The organism is Neobacillus vireti, from assembly GCF_036962465.1.
GTDB classification, from domain to species: domain Bacteria; phylum Bacillota; class Bacilli; order Bacillales; family Cytobacillaceae; genus Neobacillus; species Neobacillus vireti_B.
In genome coordinates, this window is record NZ_JBALNF010000036.1 from 15,173 (window position 1) to 36,010 (window position 20,838).

Consider the following 20,838-nt stretch of genomic DNA (forward strand, 5'->3'; position numbering starts at 1 on the left):
CATGCTTGATTATGAGAACAATATTGATGCCAAGCAATTGAATGGTCTTGCTTTGGCGTATATGGGAGATGCCGTATTTGAATCTTATGTTAGACGGCACCTTCTCTATAATGGCAAAGTGAGGCCCAATCAATTGCATCGTCTGGCTACAAGATACGTTTCAGCTAAGGCCCAGTGCCGGATCCTTTTTCAATTTATGAATGAAAAGCTTTTAAATGAAGAGGAAGCTGCTGTTGTTATGCGCGGCAGGAATGCAAAGTCAGGTACCGTTCCTAAAAATACCGATGTTCAAACATACCGCTACAGCACAGCGTTTGAAGCTTTAATCGGCTATTTATTTTTAGAAGGAAGACTAGAACGGTTAGAGGAGTTAGTGGAGAAGGCCTTCAGCTGTGTTGAAAATGCATGATAACAGGCTATGGCGCTTTCCAATGAAAGGAGGAACGAAAAAAATGAGTCAGGAATACATTGTTGGAAAAAATCCAGTTATCGAAGCACTAAAATCGGAAAGAGATATTAATAAGATACTAATTGCCGAAGGTTCACAACGGGGGCAGATGCAGCAGATTACACAATTGGCAAAAGAGGCCAATGTCCTTGTGCAATTTGTTCCAAAGAAAAAACTTGACCAAATTGCCGAAGAAAATCATCAAGGTGTACTTGCCTATGTGGCGGCATACCAATATGCGGAAATCGATGATTTATTTGCTGCAGCAGAGAAGAGGAATGAAGCACCGTTCTTTTTACTGCTTGATGAAATAGAGGATCCTCATAACCTGGGTTCCATTATGAGGACTGCGGATGCAGTCGGGGCACATGGTATCATCATTCCAAAACGCAGGGCGGTTGGATTAACCGCAACGGTGGCAAAGGCTTCAACCGGGGCAATCGAATATATTCCCGTGGTACGGGTAACGAATATGGCACGTACGATTGATGAACTGAAAGAACGGGGCGTATGGATTGCTGGAACAGATGCCAAGGGAAAGGAAGACTACCGTCAGATGGATGGAACTCTTCCACTTGGTTTAGTAATTGGCAGCGAAGGAAAAGGAATGGGAAGGTTAATTCGTGATAAATGTGATTTTCTCATCCATTTGCCAATGGCCGGTAAAGTAACATCATTAAATGCTTCTGTAGCTGCATCCCTACTCATGTATGAGGTATATCGCAAACGTCATCCGCTTGGCAGGTAGTCGATATGGACATCCTGCTTGTCGACGGATATAACATTATTGGGGCCTGGCCAGAATTAAAAGTACTCAAGGACAGAGATTTACCGGCTGCAAGGGATCGGCTAATCGAAAAAATGGCTGAATATCAGGCCTTTTCCGGCTACCGTGTAATTATTGTATTCGATGCCTATTATGTCCAGGGGATAGAGAAGAAATATAAAAATCATAAGGTTGAGGTTATTTTTACAAAGGAAAATGAAACAGCAGATGAGCGGATTGAAAAAATGGCGATTAGCTTAAGCAATCGAAGAACACAAATCCATGTAGCGACCTCCGACTTTACAGAGCAATGGGCAATATTTGGACAGGGTGCATTAAGAAAATCTGCTCGTGAACTGCTGATTGAAATGTCCTCCATTGAAAAAGGGATCGAAAAGAAAGTGAAAAAGATTCAAGACAAGAAGCCGGTCTCAAAAATACCGATTAGCGAAGAAATGGCAGAAATTTTTGAAAAATGGCGCAGAGGTGAGAAATGAGCCCTCGACTTCAAAAAATTTCTAATGTATACTAATAATATCTATGCATGTTCGGTGGAGGGGATCTACTTTGAGTACGGACTTCGGAGCAAAGATTAACGAACACTTTTTCGTAATGGAAGACGAGGGAATTGTCGACTTGGTACACCAAGGAGACAGTGAAGCATTGGATTATTTGATTCACAAGTATCGTAATTTTGTGCGTGCAAAAGCAAGATCCTATTTTTTAATTGGAGCAGATAAGGAAGATATCGTTCAAGAAGGAATGATTGGCTTATATAAGGCCATTCGTGATTTTCGCGAGGACAAGCTGACTTCCTTTAAAGCGTTTGCGGAGCTCTGTATTACCCGGCAAATCATCACGGCAATTAAGACGGCAACACGGCAAAAGCATATCCCGTTAAACTCGTATGTATCATTGGACAAGCCTATTTATGATGAAGAATCTGACCGTACTCTAATGGACGTTCTATCAGGTGCGAAGGTGCTGGACCCTGAAGAATTAATTATCAATCAAGAAGAATTCGATCATATTGAAGTAAAAATGACTGAGCTATTAAGCGACTTAGAACGAAAGGTGCTAGCACTCTATTTAGACGGCCAATCGTATCAGGAAATTTCTGAAGAGCTGAATCGTCATGTGAAATCCATTGATAATGCCTTACAGCGGGTAAAACGAAAACTTGAACGGTATTTGGAAATTCGAGAATTCTCGTTGTAGATTAGAAGGGTAAAATATTTGTCAATATTAGTAACCCGTTTTAGGAGTTATTGACAATAAATAGGGGTCATGTTACATTTTTAGTGAAACATAAGAAGAATGTATAGGTGATCGAATATGAGTAAAAAAGTCATCTTAGCTTGTGTGGAGTGCGGCTCCCGAAATTATTCGACAGTCGGTAAAGACACACAATCGGAACGCTTAGAACTAAAAAAGTTTTGTAAGACCTGTGCGGCCCATACGATCCACCGGGAAACAAAATAAAGATAGATACTAGCATTGCTTACTTACAGTTGTTGGGGGTTACGAGATAATGCAGCGCATAACGAAATTCTTCAGTGATATATTCCGTGAAATGAGAAAAGTCAGCTGGCCGAAACGCGGGGAATTGATTCGTTCGACAGTTACTGTTTTAACTACAGTAGTCTTTTTTGCAGCGTTCTTTGCTGTTCTGGATTTAGGAATCTCTAAATTGATTCGACTAATTCTTGAATAAATAGCCATCATTCATGGTATAATGGAAATTATTAAAGGAAGTTTTATCTGAAAACCCGTATAAACGGGTTTTTTAATTTGTCTGGAAAAATGGCAGCGGTTGGTTTAACCTCGTGAAGCTCAGAGAAAGGCATTAAAACTTCTGCAAAATTGAGGGAGGGACGGACGATCTAGTCCTCTTAAATGGAAAAGAATTGGTACGTAGTTCATACTTACTCTGGTTATGAAAATAAGGTAAAAGCGAATTTAGAAAAAAGGGTTGAATCAATGGGCATGGCAGATAAAATATTCCGTGTCGTTGTACCTGAAGAAGAAGAAACAGAAATTAAAAACGGCAAAAAGAAGGTTGTCAAACGAAAGGTATTCCCTGGTTACGTATTAGTCGAACTAGTTATGACAGATGATTCTTGGTATGTAGTCCGTAATACACCTGGTGTAACAGGATTTGTCGGTTCTGCCGGTTCTGGCTCCAAACCAACACCATTACTTCCTGAGGAAGTAGTCGTTTTACTTAAACGGATGGGTGTGGAGGAAAAACGAATCGATGTCGATTATGAGATTGGGGAAACAGTACGCGTAAAGGAAGGTCCTTTTGCCAACTTCACCGGGTCTGTTGAAGAAATGGATAAAGACCGTTCAAAACTCAAGGTCCTTGTTAATATGTTTGGCCGTGACACCCCGGTAGAACTTGATTTTACACAGATTGAAAAATTATAAAAATCTATATGTTTGAATAGAATTTTTGTGTGATTTAAAAGAAAAATAATCAGTTATTGTAAAAAAACTTGAAATCATATTTAAAAAATGTTACTATTTCATAGGTCAGTATGTCTCCATTGTGAGATTAGACTAATGTTTAAGTTCTTTATGATTTTTATATAAAGACATATGTTGAGTGGGAGGGTCTAATTGGTCCCTATTACCACATCACGGACTTTAAGGAGGTGTGTCTCGTGGCTAAAAAAGTAATTAAAGTCGTTAAATTACAAATTCCTGCTGGTAAAGCAAATCCAGCGCCACCGGTTGGTCCTGCACTAGGTCAAGCAGGTGTTAATATCATGGGATTCTGTAAGGAATTTAACGCTCGTACAGCAGATCAAGCTGGATTAATCATTCCTGTTGAAATTACGGTATTTGAAGACCGTTCATTTACATTTATTACGAAAACTCCTCCTGCTGCCGTTCTTTTAAAAGTAGCAGCTGGAATCCAGTCTGGTTCAGGTGAACCTAACCGTAATAAAGTAGCAACAGTAAAGCGTGATAAAGTACGCGAGATTGCGGAACAAAAAATGCCTGACCTAAACGCAGCAAGCGTTGAAGCAGCAATGCGCATGGTTGAAGGTACTGCACGCAGCATGGGTATCGTTATCGAAGACTAATCCATGTAACTGAAGCACAAGTGTGTAATGAAGGGGTTGCGATATTTTAATATACTCGCAACCTTTGTTCTGTCTAGCAGCGGCATTTCGTTTTAAGGTCAATAGATTCTTAAAAATACAGAAGTGCCTCCGCTTTTCGGCGTGGGAGAATAATTCGCTAAAACCACAATCTAGGAGGAAATAAAAATGGCTAAAAAAGGTAAAAAGTATTTAGAAGCTTCAAAGCTTGTAGATCGCTTAAAAGCATACCCAATTGCAGAAGCAATTGATCTTGCTAAGAAAACAAACTTCACTAAATTTGATGCAACTCTTGAAGTAGCTTTCCGTTTAGGTGTTGACCCTAAGAAAGCTGACCAACAAATCCGTGGCGCAGTAGTGCTTCCAAATGGAACTGGTAAAACTCAACGCGTATTAGTATTTGCGAAGGGTGAAAAAGTGAAAGAAGCAGAAGCAGCTGGAGCTGATTATGTAGGTGATTCAGAATACATCAACAAAATCCAACAAGGTTGGTTTGAGTTTGATGTAATCGTAGCAACTCCTGACATGATGGGTGAAGTTGGTAAACTTGGTCGTGTATTAGGACCTAAAGGCTTAATGCCAAACCCTAAAACTGGTACAGTTACATTTGATGTAACAAGAGCGATCAATGAAATTAAAGCAGGTAAAGTTGAATACCGTGTAGACAAGTCTGGTAACATTCATGTTCCTATCGGTAAATCATCTTTCGAAAACGAAAAGCTTGTTGAAAACTTCAACACTATTTTTGATACAATGTTGAAAGCTAAACCTGCAGCTGCAAAAGGAACTTACATGAAGAACGTTACAGTTTCTTCAACAATGGGACCTGGTGTAAAAGTAGATCCTTCTACTGTAGCAGCGAAGTAATTTATTACCAATTGACAATCTAGAGTATATTTTATATAATCTATTTTGTTGTTTAAAATAAAACATTTGTACTGTAGACAGCAGGTGCTTAAAAGCTTAATTTCCTGCCGAGGTAGAGCGAATAGATTAAGCTGATTGTTCAGCTTTTGAATGCTGCCTCCATGTCTTGCTCGATATGGAGGCTTTAACTTGCCTGGTATAAATGTAGATAATCTACAGGAGGTGTAAAGATGAGCAGTGTAATCGAACTAAAGAAACAATTAGTTGACGAAATTACTGATAAGTTAAAGTCAAGTGTATCAACTGTCGTTGTTGATTATCGCGGTCTTTCAGTTGCAGAAGTAACTGAACTTCGTAAACAACTTCGTGAAGCAGGCGTTGAATTCAAAGTTTACAAGAACTCAATGGTACGCCGTGCAGCTGATGCAGCTGAGCTTTCTAACTTAAATGAAGCATTAACTGGTCCTAACGCAATTGCGTTCAGTACTGAAGATGTTGTAGCACCAGCGAAAATCTTGAATGACTTTGCGAAAAAGCACGAGGCACTTGAACTTAAAGCAGGTGTAATCGAAGGCAACGTTGCAACAGCTGAAGAGATTAAAGCTCTTGCTGATCTACCATCACGCGAAGGCTTGCTTTCTATGCTACTCAGCGTACTACAAGCTCCAATTCGCAATCTTGCTCTTGCTGCAAAAGCAGTTGCAGATCAAAAAGAAGAACAAGGCGCGTAAGCTAGAAATGCTGAAGCGACCGTTTAGCAGCGTATGGGCTGGAGCGCTTTGACTTATTGTAGGGAGAAGAGTGAAGGACACTAGCTGCTGGGAGCTGAAGCTGGACAATCTGAAGCGTTAAACTAATAAAAGGTAACGAAAACTAAGGAGGAAAACTAATCATGACTAAAGAACAAATCATTGAAGCAGTTAAATCTATGACTGTTTTAGAACTTAACGATCTTGTAAAAGCAATTGAAGAAGAATTCGGCGTAACTGCTGCTGCTCCTGTAGCAATGGTAGGCGGAGCTGGAGCTGCTGCTGTTGAAGAGCAAACTGAATTTGATGTAATCCTAGCTAGCGCTGGCGATCAAAAAATCAAAGTTATTAAAGTTGTTCGTGAAATCACTGGTCTTGGTCTTAAAGAAGCAAAAGATCTTGTTGACAACACTCCAAAAGCAATTAAAGAAGGCGTTGCTAAAGAAGAAGCTGAAGCAATCAAAGCTAAGCTTGATGAAGTTGGAGCTAACGTTGAAGTTAAGTAATTCTACTATAAAAAAGCTCGCTGCATAAGCGGGCTTTTTTTGGCTATTTTAAAGCGAAGACGACTTGGTTTGCAAAGTATGGGGGAATAGATGGCCATTTGTAGCTAGTCGTTTGAGCAGATAGTTCTTAAGGTTCAAAGGGTTATACTTTAATGATGAGCTATTCCTCTTATTTCTTCATATAATGATCTCCGGAGGTGAGTCTATTGTCCGAACACTACTATTCTCGAACTCAAAACGTGGAAAGTCATCCGAAATATTGGGATTATCAACTACGAAACCATACTTTTCATTTTAAGACTGATAATGGTGTTTTTTCAAAACGAGAAGTAGATTTTGGCTCACGTTTACTCATAGAGTCTTTTATGATGCCAGACGTTGAAGGACATATTCTTGATGTAGGCTGTGGGTATGGACCAATTGGTTTATCGATTGCGAAGGAATTCAATGACCGCTTTGTTCATATGGTAGATGTAAATGGGCGGGCCATCGAGTTAGCTAAGGAAAATGCCTCTATAAATCAAATTACAAATGTTGATATTTACGAAAGCGACCGCTTATTAAATATTAAAGGTGATCATTTCGCAGTCATCTTAACAAATCCACCAATTAGAGCAGGAAAACAAACCGTTCATGATATTTTTGAACAAAGCTTTGAACATCTAGTTCCTAATGGCGAACTTTGGATTGTTATCCAAAAGAAACAGGGAGCTCCGTCTGCGTTTGAAAAATTAAAAACCTTATTTTCCGAAGTCGAGACCGTCGACAAAACCAAAGGTTATTTTATTATTAAGGCAAAAAAATAGTTGACTCGACTTTGTCGTTGTGTTAGCATTATAAAATGCCATCATAATAATTTCCGATTTATTCCTAAAAATACTTATTTTCTTAGTATAAAAACGGCATAAGAAGGAAATGATGACAAAATAATAATCAAAATGTGAAAATGTGGTTTTTAGTAAAAAAACCCTTTTTCTTTTTGTCTAATTGGTAGAGTTTTTAGCTTCTATTATTAGACGTAATAGATTTATTAAAAAACGCTTGATTTGAGGGGTGAATCAGTTGACAGGTCAACTAGTTCAGTATGGACGACACCGCCAACGTAGAAGTTACGCACGAATCAGTGAAGTTTTAGAATTACCAAATCTCATTGAAATCCAAACCTCTTCTTATCAATGGTTCTTGGATGAGGGATTACGTGAAATGTTTCAAGATATTTCACCAATTGAAGATTTTACTGGTAACCTATCACTGGAATTTATTGATTACAGCCTTGGCGATCCAAAGTATTCTGTAGAAGAATCTAAAGAACGGGACGTTACATATTCTGCTCCATTACGTGTAAAAGTACGTCTTGTAAACAAAGAAACTGGTGAAGTAAAAGACCAAGATGTATTTATGGGTGATTTCCCGCTGATGACAGAAACAGGTACATTTGTCATTAATGGGGCAGAACGCGTTATAGTATCACAGTTAGTGCGTTCACCGAGCGTTTACTTTAGTGGAAAACTTGATAAAAATGGCAAGAAAGGTTTTACTGCGACAGTAATTCCGAACCGCGGCGCTTGGCTGGAGTATGAAACAGATGCCAAAGATGTAGTTTATGTAAGAATAGATCGTACTCGGAAACTGCCCGTTACGGTTCTTTTGCGTGCATTAGGCTTTGGTTCCGATCAAGAAATCATTGAATTGATTGGTGATAACGAGTACATCCGCAATACGCTTGAGAAGGATAATACTGAGGGTGTTGACAAAGCACTATTAGAAATTTATGAGCGTCTTCGTCCGGGCGAACCGCCGACAGTTGATAACGCTAAGAGTTTGTTAGTGTCTCGTTTCTTCGATCCGAAGCGTTATGATCTAGCGAATGTGGGTCGTTATAAAATTAATAAAAAGCTTCATATTAAAAATCGTTTATTCAACCAACGTTTAGCAGAATCACTCGCTGATCCTGAAACTGGTGAAATCATCGCTGAAAAAGGAACACTCCTCGATAGGAGAAACCTTGATAGAATTATCCCTGCTCTTGAAAAGAATATTAATTTTCGAGGCCACAACCCTGTTGGTGGTGTAGTAAGCGAAGAAATCATTCTTCAAGGCATTAAAATCTATGCTCCTGGCGATGAAAATGAAAAAGTAATTAATGTACTGGGTAATGCCTATGTGGCAGAACCAATTAAAAATATTACACCAGCAGATATCATTGCATCAATTAGCTACTTCTTTAACTTATTACATGGAGTAGGCGATACAGATGATATCGACCACTTGGGTAACAGACGTCTTCGTTCTGTTGGTGAACTATTGCAGAACCAGTTCCGGATTGGATTATCCCGTATGGAACGTGTTGTCCGCGAGAGAATGTCTATCCAAGATACTGCAACCATTACACCGCAGCAATTGATTAACATTCGTCCGGTTATTGCTTCAATCAAAGAGTTCTTCGGAAGCTCACAATTATCGCAGTTCATGGATCAAACCAACCCGCTTGCAGAATTAACTCACAAGCGCCGTCTATCAGCATTAGGACCTGGTGGTTTAACACGTGAACGTGCAGGGATGGAAGTACGTGACGTACACTACTCTCACTACGGACGTATGTGTCCAATTGAAACGCCTGAAGGACCAAACATCGGTTTGATCAACTCGCTCTCATCTTATGCAAAGGTAAACCGTTTTGGTTTTATTGAAACTCCATACCGTCGTGTTGATCCAGATACCGGTAAGGTGACAAGCCGAATCGATTACTTGACAGCGGATGAAGAAGATAACTATGTAGTAGCACAAGCGAATTCTCGTCTTGGTGATGACGGTGCCTTCCTTGATGAAGAGGTAGTAGCTCGTTTCCGTGGTGAAAACACGGTTGTAAAACGCGAACGCATCGACTACATGGATGTATCGCCAAAACAAGTAGTATCAGCGGCAACCGCATGTATCCCGTTCCTTGAAAATGATGACTCAAACCGTGCTTTGATGGGTGCGAACATGCAACGTCAAGCAGTGCCTTTAATGCAGCCTGAAGCGCCAAGAGTTGGTACTGGTATGGAATATGTATCAGGTAAAGACTCCGGAGCAGCTGTTATCTGTAAGCAGGATGGTATTGTTGAACATGTTGAAGCCCGAGAAGTTTGGGTTCGTGAAGTTAAAGAACTAGATGGCCAAGAAGTAAAAGGCGATCTTAAAAAATATCGTTTATTGAAATTTATCCGTTCTAACCAAGGTACTTGCTATAACCAACGTCCAATTGTGGCTGTTGGTGATCGCGTGAAAAAAGGTGAGATTTTAGCGGACGGTCCATCCATGGAATTAGGAGAGTTAGCACTTGGACGGAATGTTCTCGTTGCCTTCATGACATGGGATGGTTATAACTATGAAGATGCCATTATCATGAGTGAACGTCTTGTAAAAGATGATGTCTATACTTCAATTCATATTGAAGAATATGAATCAGAATCTCGTGACACAAAGCTTGGACCTGAGGAAATTACCCGTGATATTCCAAACGTAGGGGAAGATGCTCTTCGTAACTTGGATGAACGTGGTATTATCCGTACTGGAGCCGAAGTAAAAGATGGTGACCTTCTTGTTGGTAAAGTAACGCCAAAGGGTGTAACCGAATTAACAGCTGAAGAACGTCTCCTTCACGCTATTTTTGGTGAAAAAGCACGTGAGGTTCGCGATACGTCATTAAGAGTTCCACATGGCGGCGGCGGTATTGTTCATGATGTCAAAGTCTTTAATCGTGAAGATGGCGATGAACTGCCACCAGGTGTAAACCAGCTTGTCCGTGTTTATATCGTTCAAAAACGAAAAATTCACCAAGGTGATAAAATGGCGGGTCGTCACGGTAATAAAGGGGTTATCTCACGGATTTTACCGGAAGAGGATATGCCTTACCTACCAGATGGCACACCTGTAGATATCATGTTAAACCCATTAGGGGTACCATCTCGTATGAACATCGGTCAGGTGCTTGAGCTTCATTTGGGAATGGCAGCAAGATACTTAGGTATCCATGTTGCAACACCAGTTTTTGATGGTGCTCGAGAAGAAGATGTTTGGGGTACGATCGAAGAAGCAGGAATGGCTCGTGATGCCAAAACCGTTCTGTATGATGGCCGTTCTGGAGAGCCGTTTGATAATCGTGTATCAGTTGGAGTCATGTATATGATTAAACTGGCGCACATGGTCGACGATAAACTCCATGCGCGTTCAACAGGACCTTACTCACTTGTTACCCAGCAGCCATTGGGTGGTAAAGCTCAATTTGGTGGTCAGCGTTTCGGTGAGATGGAGGTTTGGGCACTTGAAGCATACGGTGCTGCCTATACACTTCAAGAAATCCTAACCGTTAAATCGGATGACGTTGTTGGTCGTGTGAAAACATATGAGGCCATTGTAAAAGGTGAAAATGTTCCGGAGCCAGGTGTTCCTGAATCATTCAAAGTATTAATTAAAGAACTTCAAAGCTTAGGTATGGATGTAAAAATCCTTTCTGGTGATGAAGAAGAAATCGAAATGCGAGATACAGAAGATGATGACGACTTACAACAAGTTGACACATTAAACATCGCACCAGATGCACCAAGTTTCGAATCTGAAAAAGTAGGTTCAAAAGAGTAATTTCTCGAGCTGAAGCGCACACAACATGTGTGTGCGCTTCCGCTTATATGATTGTCTAGCTGCAGCGCACAGCCCCTCGAGGTCGTAAGCCAAAATCAGCCAAAAGGCAAAAAACGCCTTCCGGCTGATTCCGTCTTACGCTGGTCGGGGCTAAGACGTGCGCTTCCGCTTTTCTAATAAGGGTAGAACCTGGATATCGAAAGGGAGGTAGGCCCCTTGCTTGACGTTAATAATTTTGAGTATATGAAAATTGGTCTTGCTTCACCGGATAAGATCCGTTCATGGTCATTCGGAGAAGTGAAAAAGCCAGAAACCATTAACTATCGTACGTTAAAACCTGAGAAAGACGGCTTATTCTGTGAGCGAATCTTTGGTCCGACGAAGGACTGGGAATGTCATTGTGGAAAATATAAGCGTGTCCGTTACAAGGGCGTAGTTTGTGACCGTTGTGGTGTTGAAGTAACACGAGCAAAAGTACGTCGTGAACGTATGGGTCATATTGAATTAGCTGCACCTGTCTCACATATTTGGTACTTTAAAGGAATTCCAAGCCGAATGGGTCTTGTATTAGACATGTCCCCTCGTGCACTAGAAGAAGTTATCTACTTTGCTTCATATGTTGTGACAGAATCAGGTGATACTCCACTTGATAAAAAACACCTTTTATCTGAAAAAGAATATCGTGCCTATCGTGAAAAGTACGGAAACAAATTCCAAGCTGCCATGGGCGCAGAAGCGATCAAAAAGCTTCTCTCTGATATTGATTTAAATAAAGAAGTAGACATCCTAAAGGAAGAACTGAAGACAGCACAAGGCCAGCGCCGTACTCGTGCGATTAAGCGTCTTGAAGTGTTGGAGGCTTTCCGTAATTCTGGTAATGAACCATCATGGATGATTCTTGATGTACTTCCAGTTATTCCGCCGGAACTTCGTCCGATGGTACAATTGGATGGCGGACGTTTTGCAACATCTGACTTAAACGATCTTTATCGCCGTGTTATCAACCGTAATAACCGTTTAAAGCGTTTATTAGATCTTGGTGCTCCAAGCATTATCGTTCAAAACGAAAAGCGTATGCTTCAAGAAGCTGTCGATGCCTTAATCGATAACGGCCGTCGCGGCAGACCTGTTACGGGTCCTGGTAACCGTCCGTTAAAATCTCTATCTCATATGCTTAAAGGTAAACAAGGACGTTTCCGTCAAAACTTGCTTGGTAAACGTGTTGACTATTCAGGCCGTTCCGTTATCGTTGTTGGACCAAACCTAAAAATGTATCAATGTGGTCTTCCGAAGGAAATGGCTCTTGAGCTGTTTAAGCCATTTGTGATGAAAGAGCTAGTTGAAAAAGGTTTAGCACACAACATTAAATCAGCTAAACGTAAAATCGAACGTGTATCTCCAGATGTTTGGGATGTACTTGAAGATGTTATTAAGGAGCATCCAGTTCTATTGAACCGTGCCCCTACACTTCATAGATTGGGTATTCAGGCATTTGAACCAACACTTGTTGAAGGACGGGCGATTCGCCTTCATCCACTTGTATGTACAGCATACAACGCGGACTTCGACGGTGACCAAATGGCTGTTCACGTACCATTATCATCTGAAGCCCAAGCAGAGGCTCGTCTGTTGATGCTGGCGGCTCAAAATATCTTGAACCCTAAAGATGGTAAGCCAGTTGTTACTCCTTCTCAGGACATGGTATTAGGTAACTATTACTTAACCTTAGAGCGTGAAGGCACGATTGGTGAAGGTATGGTCTTTAAAGACACTAGTGAAGCAATCCTTGCCTACCAAAACGGCTATGTACACTTCCATACACGTGTAGCTGTTCATGCTGGTTCATTGGGCAATGAAACATTTACAGAAGAACAAAATAATAAGTTATTAATGACAACAGTTGGTAAACTTATTTTTAATGAAATTCTTCCGAAGTCATTCCCATATATCAATGAACCAACAAGACATAATTTAGAAGTCGAAACACCTGCCAAGTATTTTATTGAAAAAGGTGAAGACGTAAAAGCTAGAATTAAAGAAATGCCTTTGATTGATCCATTTAAAAAGAAAATTCTTGGAAATATCATTGCTGAGGTCTTTAAACGATTCAAAATTACCGAAACATCTAAAATGCTTGACCGTATGAAGGATCTAGGCTTTAAGCATTCAACTAAAGCTGGTTTAACCGTTGGTGTGGCTGATATTGTCGTACTTCCTGAAAAACCGCAAATTCTTCATGAAGCGCAAGAAAAAGTAGATAATGTAATGAAGCAATTCAGACGTGGTCTTATTACTGAAGATGAGCGTTATGATCGTGTTATTGCGATCTGGAGTGCTGCGAAAGATACCATTCAAGGTAAATTGATGCAGTCCTTGAATAAAACGAACCCAATCTTTATGATGAGTGATTCCGGTGCCCGTGGTAACGCCTCTAACTTTACACAGCTTGCTGGTATGCGTGGTCTGATGGCCAACCCGGCTGGACGTATCATTGAATTACCAATTAAATCAAGTTTCCGTGAAGGACTAACCGTATTAGAGTACTTTATCTCGACTCACGGTGCCCGTAAAGGTCTTGCCGATACAGCCCTTAAAACAGCTGACTCAGGTTACTTAACTCGTCGTTTAGTTGACGTAGCCCAGGATGTCATTGTTCGTGAGGACGATTGCGGAACGGACCGTGGCTTCCTAATCAGTGCTTTAAAAGATGGTACAGAAATCATCGAAGGTTTGGATGAACGTTTAATTGGCCGTTATGCTCGTATGGCTATAAAACACCCTGAAACAAAAGAAGTGCTTGTTCCTGAAAACGGCCTAATTACTGAGGACTTAGCAGAAATTATCGTTAATGCAGGAATTGAAGAAGTAAAAATTAGATCTGCCTTTACGTGTAATACTCGTCATGGTGTTTGTAAGAAGTGTTATGGCCGCAACTTGGCAACTGGTCAAGAGGTTGAAGTGGGTGAAGCAGTTGGTATTATCGCTGCTCAATCAATCGGTGAGCCAGGAACACAGTTAACCATGCGTACATTCCATACCGGTGGGGTTGCCGGAGATGATATTACCCAAGGTTTACCGCGTATCCAAGAGATTTTTGAAGCGCGTAACCCTAAAGGTCAGGCGGTTATCTCTGAAATTGATGGTGTTGTTGTAGGTATTAATGAAGGCCGTGACCGCCAGCATGAAATCGTGGTTCAAGGTGAAGTTGAATCTCGTACCTATAATGCTCCATATACAGCCCGCTTAAAGGTAGCAATCAATGATCGTGTTGAACGTGGTCAAGAACTAACAGAAGGTTCGATTGATCCGAAAGAATTAATCAAAGTAAAAGACGTTACTTCTGTTCAAGAATACCTATTGCGTGAGGTACAAAAGGTTTACCGTATGCAAGGGGTTGAAATTGGCGATAAACACGTTGAAGTAATGGTTCGTCAAATGCTGCGTAAAATCCGCGTTAGCGATGCAGGGGAAACAGATGTACTTCCAGGTACGCTTCTTGATATTCATCAGTTTACTGATGCAAACGAGAAAGCTTTACTTGAAGGTAAGTTGCCTGCAACTGGACGTCCAGTCTTACTTGGTATCACCAAAGCATCACTTGAAACAGATTCATTCTTGTCAGCAGCATCATTCCAAGAAACAACAAGAGTTCTTACTGATGCGGCAATCAAAGGAAAACGCGATGAGTTACTCGGCTTGAAAGAAAATGTAATCATCGGTAAACTTGTTCCTGCTGGGACAGGAATGCAGCGTTATCGTAAGGCAGAGCCAGTCCTGCGCGATACCACCTCTGAAGAAACTGTTGCAATTGACTAATTAAGCTGTGGTACCTGCAAAATGCAGGTACCACATTTATGAAAAATATTACCAACGAGTACTTTGAATAAAATTTACGAAACATTTGTTGACATCTTTTTGGTAAGATGATATTATATCAAAGGTGCTCCTATTCAACGGATACTTTGGAGGATATACTCTATGTCTTATGAAAAAGTATTAAAAGCACACAAGATTGTTATAGGTACAAAACAAGCAGTGAAAGCACTGAAAGAAGGAACTGTACAAGAGATTCTCGTTGCGAACGACGCTGAACCAAAGTTAACAGCAAAAGTCGTTGAAGAAGCTCTCTTGATGAAGATCCCTATCCAGTATGTAGACTCGATGAAAAACCTCGGTAAAGCATCTGGTATAGAAGTCGGTGCAGCAACTGTCGCTATTATCCGTTAAAAACTGTTTTTGTAGATAGAGTAATCTGCAAAAACTTTGTTTTTGCAAAAAAATGAACCACCTGGATGTGTGGACTTACAAATAACGAAGGGAGGAAAAATCATGCCTACTATTAACCAATTAGTGCGCAAACCTCGTCAATCTAAAGAGGAAAAGTCAAAATCACCAGCACTTAACAAAGGTTATAACAGCTTTAAGAAATCTCAAACAAATGTATCTTCACCACAAAAACGCGGAGTATGTACTCGTGTTGGTACAATGACTCCAAAGAAACCAAACTCAGCGTTACGTAAATATGCACGTGTACGTTTGACAAATGGTATCGAGGTGACAGCTTACATTCCTGGTATCGGCCATAACCTTCAAGAGCACAGTGTTGTTCTTATCCGTGGAGGACGTGTAAAGGACTTACCGGGGGTACGTTATCACATCGTACGTGGAGCGCTTGATACAGCTGGAGTAAACAACCGTATGCAAGGCCGTTCTAAATATGGTACTAAGAGACCAAAAGCAGCTAAGAAATAAATCATACTAAATAGAAGCTTCTTTGAAAGGAGGAAACAAAATGCCACGTAAAGGTCCTGTAGCAAAAAGAGACGTGTTACCTGATCCACTTTATAATTCTAAATTAGTTACTCGTCTAATCAACAAAATGATGATCGATGGTAAAAGAGGTAAATCTCAAGAAATTCTTTATTCTGCGTTCGATACAATTCGTGAACGTACTGGCAAAGAGCCGATGGAGACTTTCGAAGCAGCAATGAAAAATATCATGCCTGTTCTTGAAGTAAGAGCTCGTCGTGTAGGTGGTGCAAACTACCAAGTACCAGTTGAGGTGCGCCCTGATCGTCGTACAACTTTAGGTCTTCGTTGGTTAGTGAACTATGCGCGTCTTCGCGGAGAAAAAACGATGGAAGAGCGTTTAGCTAACGAAATCATGGATGCAGCTAATAACTCTGGTGCATCTGTTAAGAAGCGTGAAGATACACATAAAATGGCAGAAGCAAACAAAGCGTTTGCTCACTATCGTTGGTAATTTAACCTTCAATATAAAAACTTTCATAATAGGAAGGAGAAAGACCCAATGGCAAGAGAGTTCTCCTTAGAAAATACTCGTAATATCGGTATCATGGCACACATTGATGCCGGTAAAACGACTACCACTGAGCGTGTCCTTTACTACACTGGTCGTATTCATAAGATTGGTGAAACACATGAAGGTGCTTCTCAGATGGACTGGATGGAGCAAGAACAAGAACGCGGTATTACTATCACATCTGCAGCAACAACTGCATCGTGGAAAGGCCACCGCGTAAATATCATTGACACCCCAGGACACGTAGACTTCACAGTTGAAGTTGAACGTTCCCTTCGTGTATTAGATGGTGCGGTAGCAGTACTAGATGCACAATCTGGTGTTGAGCCACAAACTGAAACAGTATGGCGTCAAGCAACAACTTACGGTGTACCACGTGTCGTATTCGTAAACAAAATGGACAAAATCGGAGCTGACTTCCTATATTCTGTAGGAACAATTCACGACCGTTTGCAAGCGAATGCTCATGCGATTCAGTTACCTATCGGTGCTGAAGATCAGTTTGAAGCAATCATTGACCTTGTAGAAATGAATGCTGTATTCTACGGAAACGACCTAGGAACTGATATCGAAGTTCGTGAGATTCCAGAAGAATACCGCGCTCAAGCTGAAGAATATCGTGAAAAGCTTGTTGAAGCAGTTGCAGAATTAGATGAAGAGTTAATGGAAAAATACCTTGGTGGAGAAGAAATCACTAAAGAAGAGCTAAAAGCAGCTATTCGTAAAGGTACTGTTAACGTAGAATTCTACCCTGTAATCTGTGGATCAGCATTCAAAAACAAAGGTGTTCAATTAATGTTGGATGCAGTTATCGATTATCTTCCATCTCCACTAGATGTACCTGCAATTAAAGGTCATGCGGTTGATGATGAAGAAGAAATCCTTGAGCGTCACTCTAGTGATGAAGAGCCATTCTCAGCTCTTGCATTCAAAGTTATGACTGACCCTTATGTTGGTAAATTAACGTTCTTCCGCGTTTACTCAGGAACTTTAGAGGCTGGTTCTTATGTTCAGAACTCAACTAAAGGAAAGCGTGAGCGTATCGGACGTATCCTGCAAATGCATGCAAACAGCCGTCAAGAAATCTCTAAGGTTTTCGCGGGTGATATTGCAGCAGCTGTAGGTCTAAAAGATACAACTACTGGTGATACTCTATGTGATGAGAAAAACCTTGTTATCTTAGAGTCTATGCAATTCCCAGAGCCTGTAATTCAACTTTCAGTTGAACCAAAATCAAAAGCAGACCAAGATAAAATGACAACTGCTTTACAAAAACTTCAAGAAGAAGATCCAACTTTCCGCGCACATACAGACCAGGAAACTGGACAAGTCATCATTGCTGGTATGGGTGAACTTCACCTTGACATCATCGTTGACCGTATGCGTCGTGAATTTAAAGTTGAAGCTAACGTAGGTGCTCCACAGGTTGCTTACCGTGAAACATTCCGTGCTTCTGCACAAGTTGAAGGTAAGTTTGCCCGCCAATCTGGTGGTCGTGGACAATACGGTCACGTTTGGATTGAATTCGGACCTAATGATGAAGGTAAAGGATTTGAATTCGTAAACGGTATCGTCGGTGGTGTTGTTCCACGTGAATACATCCCTGCTGTACAAGCTGGTCTTGAAGATGCACTAGACCGCGGTGTTCTTGCTGGTTATCCATTAGTTGATATTAAAGCAAGATTATTCGATGGATCTTACCATGATGTTGACTCCTCTGAAATGGCGTTTAAAATTGCTGCCTCAATGGCGCTTAAAAATGCTGCTTCTAAGTGTCAGCCAGTTATCCTTGAACCTGTTATGAGAGTAGAAGTTGTAATCCCTGAAGATTACCTAGGTGATATCATGGGTCAAATCACTGCTCGCCGTGGCCGTGTTGAAGGTATGGAAGCTCGTGGTAATGCACAAGTAGTTCGTTCAATGGTTCCACTTTCTGAAATGTTTGGTTATGCAACTGCACTTCGTTCAAGTACTCAAGGTCGTGGAGTTTTCTCTATGCACTTTGATCACTATGAAGAAGTTCCAAAATCAATTTCTGAAGAAATCATCAAAAAAAATAAAGGTGAATAATTGATTTTCACCTTTATATAAAGTATAACTACTTATGTAAGAACGGAAACTGTTGATTAGCTAATCCTATTTAACAGTTTCCACTTAAAATATACTTAAAACCTTATAATCCAAAGGAGGATTTTCCAAATGGCAAAAGCTAAATTCGACCGTTCAAAGCCACACGTTAACATTGGTACAATCGGACACGTTGACCATGGTAAAACTACTTTAACAGCTGCAATCACTTCTGTTCTTGCTAAATCAGGTAAAGCAGAAGCTCGTGCATACGATCAAATCGATGGTGCTCCAGAAGAAAGAGAACGTGGTATCACAATCTCTACTGCACACGTTGAATATGAAACTGACAACCGTCACTACGCACACGTTGACTGCCCAGGACACGCTGACTATGTTAAAAACATGATCACTGGTGCTGCTCAAATGGACGGCGGTATCCTAGTTGTATCTGCAACTGACGGCCCAATGCCACAAACTCGTGAGCACATCCTTCTTTCTCGTCAGGTAGGCGTACCTTACCTTGTTGTATTCATGAACAAGTGTGATATGGTTGATGACGAAGAATTACTTGAGTTAGTAGAAATGGAAATCCGTGACCTATTAACTGAATATGAATTCCCTGGTGATGACACTCCAGTTATCAAAGGTTCAGCTCTTAAAGCCCTTGAAGGCGATGCTGCTTGGGAAGAAAAAGTTCTTGAATTAATGGCTGCTGTTGATGAGTTCATTCCAACTCCAACTCGTGACACTGACAAGCCTTTCATGATGCCAGTTGAGGACGTTTTCTCAATCACTGGTCGTGGAACAGTTGCTACAGGACGTGTTGAGCGTGGTGTAGTTAAAGTTGGTGACGTAGTTGAAATCGTTGGTTTCACTGAAGAGCCAAAATCAACAACTGTTACAGGTGTTGAAATGTTCCGTAAGCTTCTTGATTTCGCTGAAGCTGGTGACAACATTGGTGCCCTTCTTCGTGGTGTAGCTCGTGAAGAAATCGAGCGTGGACAAGTTTTGGCTAAACCAAAATCAATCACTCCACACACAAAATTTAAAGCACAAGTTTACGTATTGTCAAAAGAAGAAGGTGGACGCCATACTCCATTCTTCACAAACTATCGTCCACAATTCTATTTCCGTACTTCTGATATTACAGGTATCTGTAATCTTCCAGAAGGTACTGAAATGGTTATGCCTGGCGACCATATTGAAATGACTGTTGAACTTATCGCTCCAGTTGCGATCGAAGAAGGAACTAAGTTCTCTATTCGTGAAGGCGGACGTACAGTTGGTTCAGGTTCAATCACAACAATCCAAGAGTAATTACTCTATAAAAAGCAGATGGATGACGATCCATCTGCTTTTTTTCGTTTAGTTGATTTTTATTAAGTATTATTTCATGACTCTATCTATTGAACATGTTCGGGAGTACAGAAAGGAATGTGTCTATTAGGGCCTTTCTAATGGACAACTTTTTGTTAATCAATGGAATGCTGTCAAATTAGGAAGCAGCTAAAGGACAAATTGCAATAGGAATTTAAAATATTGTTCAATAGAGCATGTCTAAAGGACGAATTCGAGAGGTTGTACCTGGTTTCTGTCCAATAGGCCGCTTCTAATGTACAATTTATCTTTATTCAATGGAATTTTGTCTAATAGAGTATCTGCTATTGGACAAATAGCAAAAGGAATCTAAAATATTGTTCAATAGAACACGTCTATAAGACAATTCAAGAGGCTGTACAAGAATTTTGTCTAATAGTCCGCTCCTAAAGGACAATTTTTTATTATTCAATGGAGTTTTGTCTAATAGGGCAGCATCTTATGGACAAATAGCAAAGGGAATCTAAAAATTTTGCTCAATAGACTCTGTCTATAAGACAAATTCAGAAGGTCAGAGTCTATTTTCCAATTAAAAACAGTCTAAAAGACAAATTCCAGAGATCGTGAAAGGCTCCCGTCCAATAAAGCCCTTCAGTGTCACACTTATCAGCCCTAAAACGTTCAATAAAAATTCCCCCATATCTAATTCAATGAAGTACCACCTCGTTAAACCTTAACAATAAAATTCGTGTTTCTTCTATATATATTTAAGTTAGATAATTTCGAAATTAAGCAAGTATAAATAAATGTATTAGGAGATTTTTGGAGATTAAGAATAAGTGTTGAAAAACACTTAAACAGCCGCTATAATAGGAAAAGTGTTCAAGACAGAAACATAAAGAAAAAATTTCATAATAATTGTTGCGTTTGCTTTATGTTTTATGTATAATAGACAATGTTGGTCTTTGACTGCGATGATGTGGAAGGTTGCTGACACACCCGGCCGCTTTGCCATGGCGAGTGTGTGGGAAATTTTCACTGAGAATGTCTATTTTGAAA

The 20,838-nt window shown here is 40.4% G+C and carries 19 protein-coding genes and 1 other annotated feature; all 19 genes read left to right on the forward strand.

The window, feature by feature from the left end:
• Nucleotide 1 precedes the first annotated feature (1 nt).
• Complete coding sequence (locus tag V7077_RS16405) at nt 2-409, forward strand: Mini-ribonuclease 3 (RefSeq protein WP_335503888.1); 408 nt, start codon at nt 2-4, stop codon at nt 407-409.
• Nucleotides 410-452: 43 nt separating this feature from the next.
• On the forward strand, nt 453-1,196 hold the full coding sequence (rlmB, locus tag V7077_RS16410) for a 23S rRNA (guanosine(2251)-2'-O)-methyltransferase RlmB (RefSeq protein ID WP_335503890.1): 744 nt from the start codon (nt 453-455) through the stop codon (nt 1,194-1,196).
• 5 nt (nt 1,197-1,201) lie between these two features.
• Nucleotides 1,202-1,711, forward strand: a complete 510-nt coding sequence (locus tag V7077_RS16415; protein WP_335503892.1) for an NYN domain-containing protein — start codon at nt 1,202-1,204, stop codon at nt 1,709-1,711.
• Nucleotides 1,712-1,754: 43 nt separating this feature from the next.
• Nucleotides 1,755-2,432: an RNA polymerase sporulation sigma factor SigH gene (gene sigH, locus V7077_RS16420; RefSeq protein ID WP_420489664.1), complete on the forward strand. Its 678-nt coding sequence runs from the start codon at nt 1,755-1,757 to the stop codon at nt 2,430-2,432.
• 117 nt (nt 2,433-2,549) lie between these two features.
• The gene (gene rpmG, locus V7077_RS16425; protein ID WP_215047115.1) at nt 2,550-2,696 is read left to right on the forward strand and encodes a 50S ribosomal protein L33; all 147 of its coding nucleotides are present in this window, start codon (nt 2,550-2,552) and stop codon (nt 2,694-2,696) included.
• 49 nt (nt 2,697-2,745) lie between these two features.
• Nucleotides 2,746-2,928, forward strand: a complete 183-nt coding sequence (secE, locus tag V7077_RS16430) for a preprotein translocase subunit SecE (protein ID WP_098533249.1) — start codon at nt 2,746-2,748, stop codon at nt 2,926-2,928.
• A 182-nt stretch (nt 2,929-3,110) separates the two neighbouring features.
• Nucleotides 3,111-3,644, forward strand: a complete 534-nt coding sequence (gene nusG / locus V7077_RS16435) for a transcription termination/antitermination protein NusG (protein ID WP_215047111.1) — start codon at nt 3,111-3,113, stop codon at nt 3,642-3,644.
• Nucleotides 3,645-3,880: 236 nt separating this feature from the next.
• Complete coding sequence (rplK, locus tag V7077_RS16440) at nt 3,881-4,306, forward strand: 50S ribosomal protein L11 (protein ID WP_141561102.1); 426 nt, start codon at nt 3,881-3,883, stop codon at nt 4,304-4,306.
• 186 nt (nt 4,307-4,492) lie between these two features.
• A complete protein-coding gene (gene rplA, locus V7077_RS16445) occupies nt 4,493-5,191 on the forward strand; it encodes a 50S ribosomal protein L1 (RefSeq protein WP_335503896.1) in 699 nt (232 codons plus the stop codon).
• A 53-nt stretch (nt 5,192-5,244) separates the two neighbouring features.
• Nucleotides 5,245-5,388: a sequence feature (ribosomal protein L10 leader region), on the forward strand.
• A gap of 33 nt (nt 5,389-5,421) precedes the next feature.
• A complete protein-coding gene (rplJ, locus tag V7077_RS16450) occupies nt 5,422-5,922 on the forward strand; it encodes a 50S ribosomal protein L10 (protein WP_335503898.1) in 501 nt (166 codons plus the stop codon).
• A gap of 161 nt (nt 5,923-6,083) precedes the next feature.
• Nucleotides 6,084-6,446, forward strand: a complete 363-nt coding sequence (rplL, locus tag V7077_RS16455; RefSeq protein WP_101645926.1) for a 50S ribosomal protein L7/L12 — start codon at nt 6,084-6,086, stop codon at nt 6,444-6,446.
• Nucleotides 6,447-6,652: 206 nt separating this feature from the next.
• Nucleotides 6,653-7,252 carry a class I SAM-dependent methyltransferase gene (locus tag V7077_RS16460; RefSeq protein ID WP_335503900.1) on the forward strand — a complete coding sequence of 200 codons (600 nt, stop codon included), beginning with the start codon at nt 6,653-6,655 and terminating at the stop codon, nt 7,250-7,252.
• Nucleotides 7,253-7,508: 256 nt separating this feature from the next.
• Nucleotides 7,509-11,069, forward strand: a complete 3,561-nt coding sequence (gene rpoB, locus V7077_RS16465; RefSeq protein WP_335503902.1) for a DNA-directed RNA polymerase subunit beta — start codon at nt 7,509-7,511, stop codon at nt 11,067-11,069.
• A 216-nt stretch (nt 11,070-11,285) separates the two neighbouring features.
• Nucleotides 11,286-14,885 carry a DNA-directed RNA polymerase subunit beta' gene (gene rpoC / locus V7077_RS16470; RefSeq protein WP_335503903.1) on the forward strand — a complete coding sequence of 1,200 codons (3,600 nt, stop codon included), beginning with the start codon at nt 11,286-11,288 and terminating at the stop codon, nt 14,883-14,885.
• 162 nt (nt 14,886-15,047) lie between these two features.
• On the forward strand, nt 15,048-15,296 hold the full coding sequence (locus V7077_RS16475; RefSeq protein WP_335503905.1) for a 50S ribosomal protein L7ae-like protein: 249 nt from the start codon (nt 15,048-15,050) through the stop codon (nt 15,294-15,296).
• Between the two features lie 102 nt (nt 15,297-15,398).
• Nucleotides 15,399-15,821 (forward strand): 30S ribosomal protein S12, encoded by a 423-nt coding sequence (gene rpsL / locus V7077_RS16480; RefSeq protein WP_026565517.1) that lies wholly within the window; start codon nt 15,399-15,401, stop codon nt 15,819-15,821.
• A gap of 40 nt (nt 15,822-15,861) precedes the next feature.
• Nucleotides 15,862-16,332, forward strand: coding sequence for a 30S ribosomal protein S7 (rpsG, locus tag V7077_RS16485; protein ID WP_215047099.1), 471 nt, complete (start codon nt 15,862-15,864; stop codon nt 16,330-16,332).
• Between the two features lie 48 nt (nt 16,333-16,380).
• The gene (gene fusA, locus V7077_RS16490) at nt 16,381-18,462 is read left to right on the forward strand and encodes an elongation factor G (RefSeq protein WP_335503908.1); all 2,082 of its coding nucleotides are present in this window, start codon (nt 16,381-16,383) and stop codon (nt 18,460-18,462) included.
• A 129-nt stretch (nt 18,463-18,591) separates the two neighbouring features.
• Nucleotides 18,592-19,779, forward strand: coding sequence for an elongation factor Tu (gene tuf, locus V7077_RS16495; protein ID WP_335503910.1), 1,188 nt, complete (start codon nt 18,592-18,594; stop codon nt 19,777-19,779).
• The last annotated feature ends 1,059 nt before the right edge of the window (nt 19,780-20,838 follow it).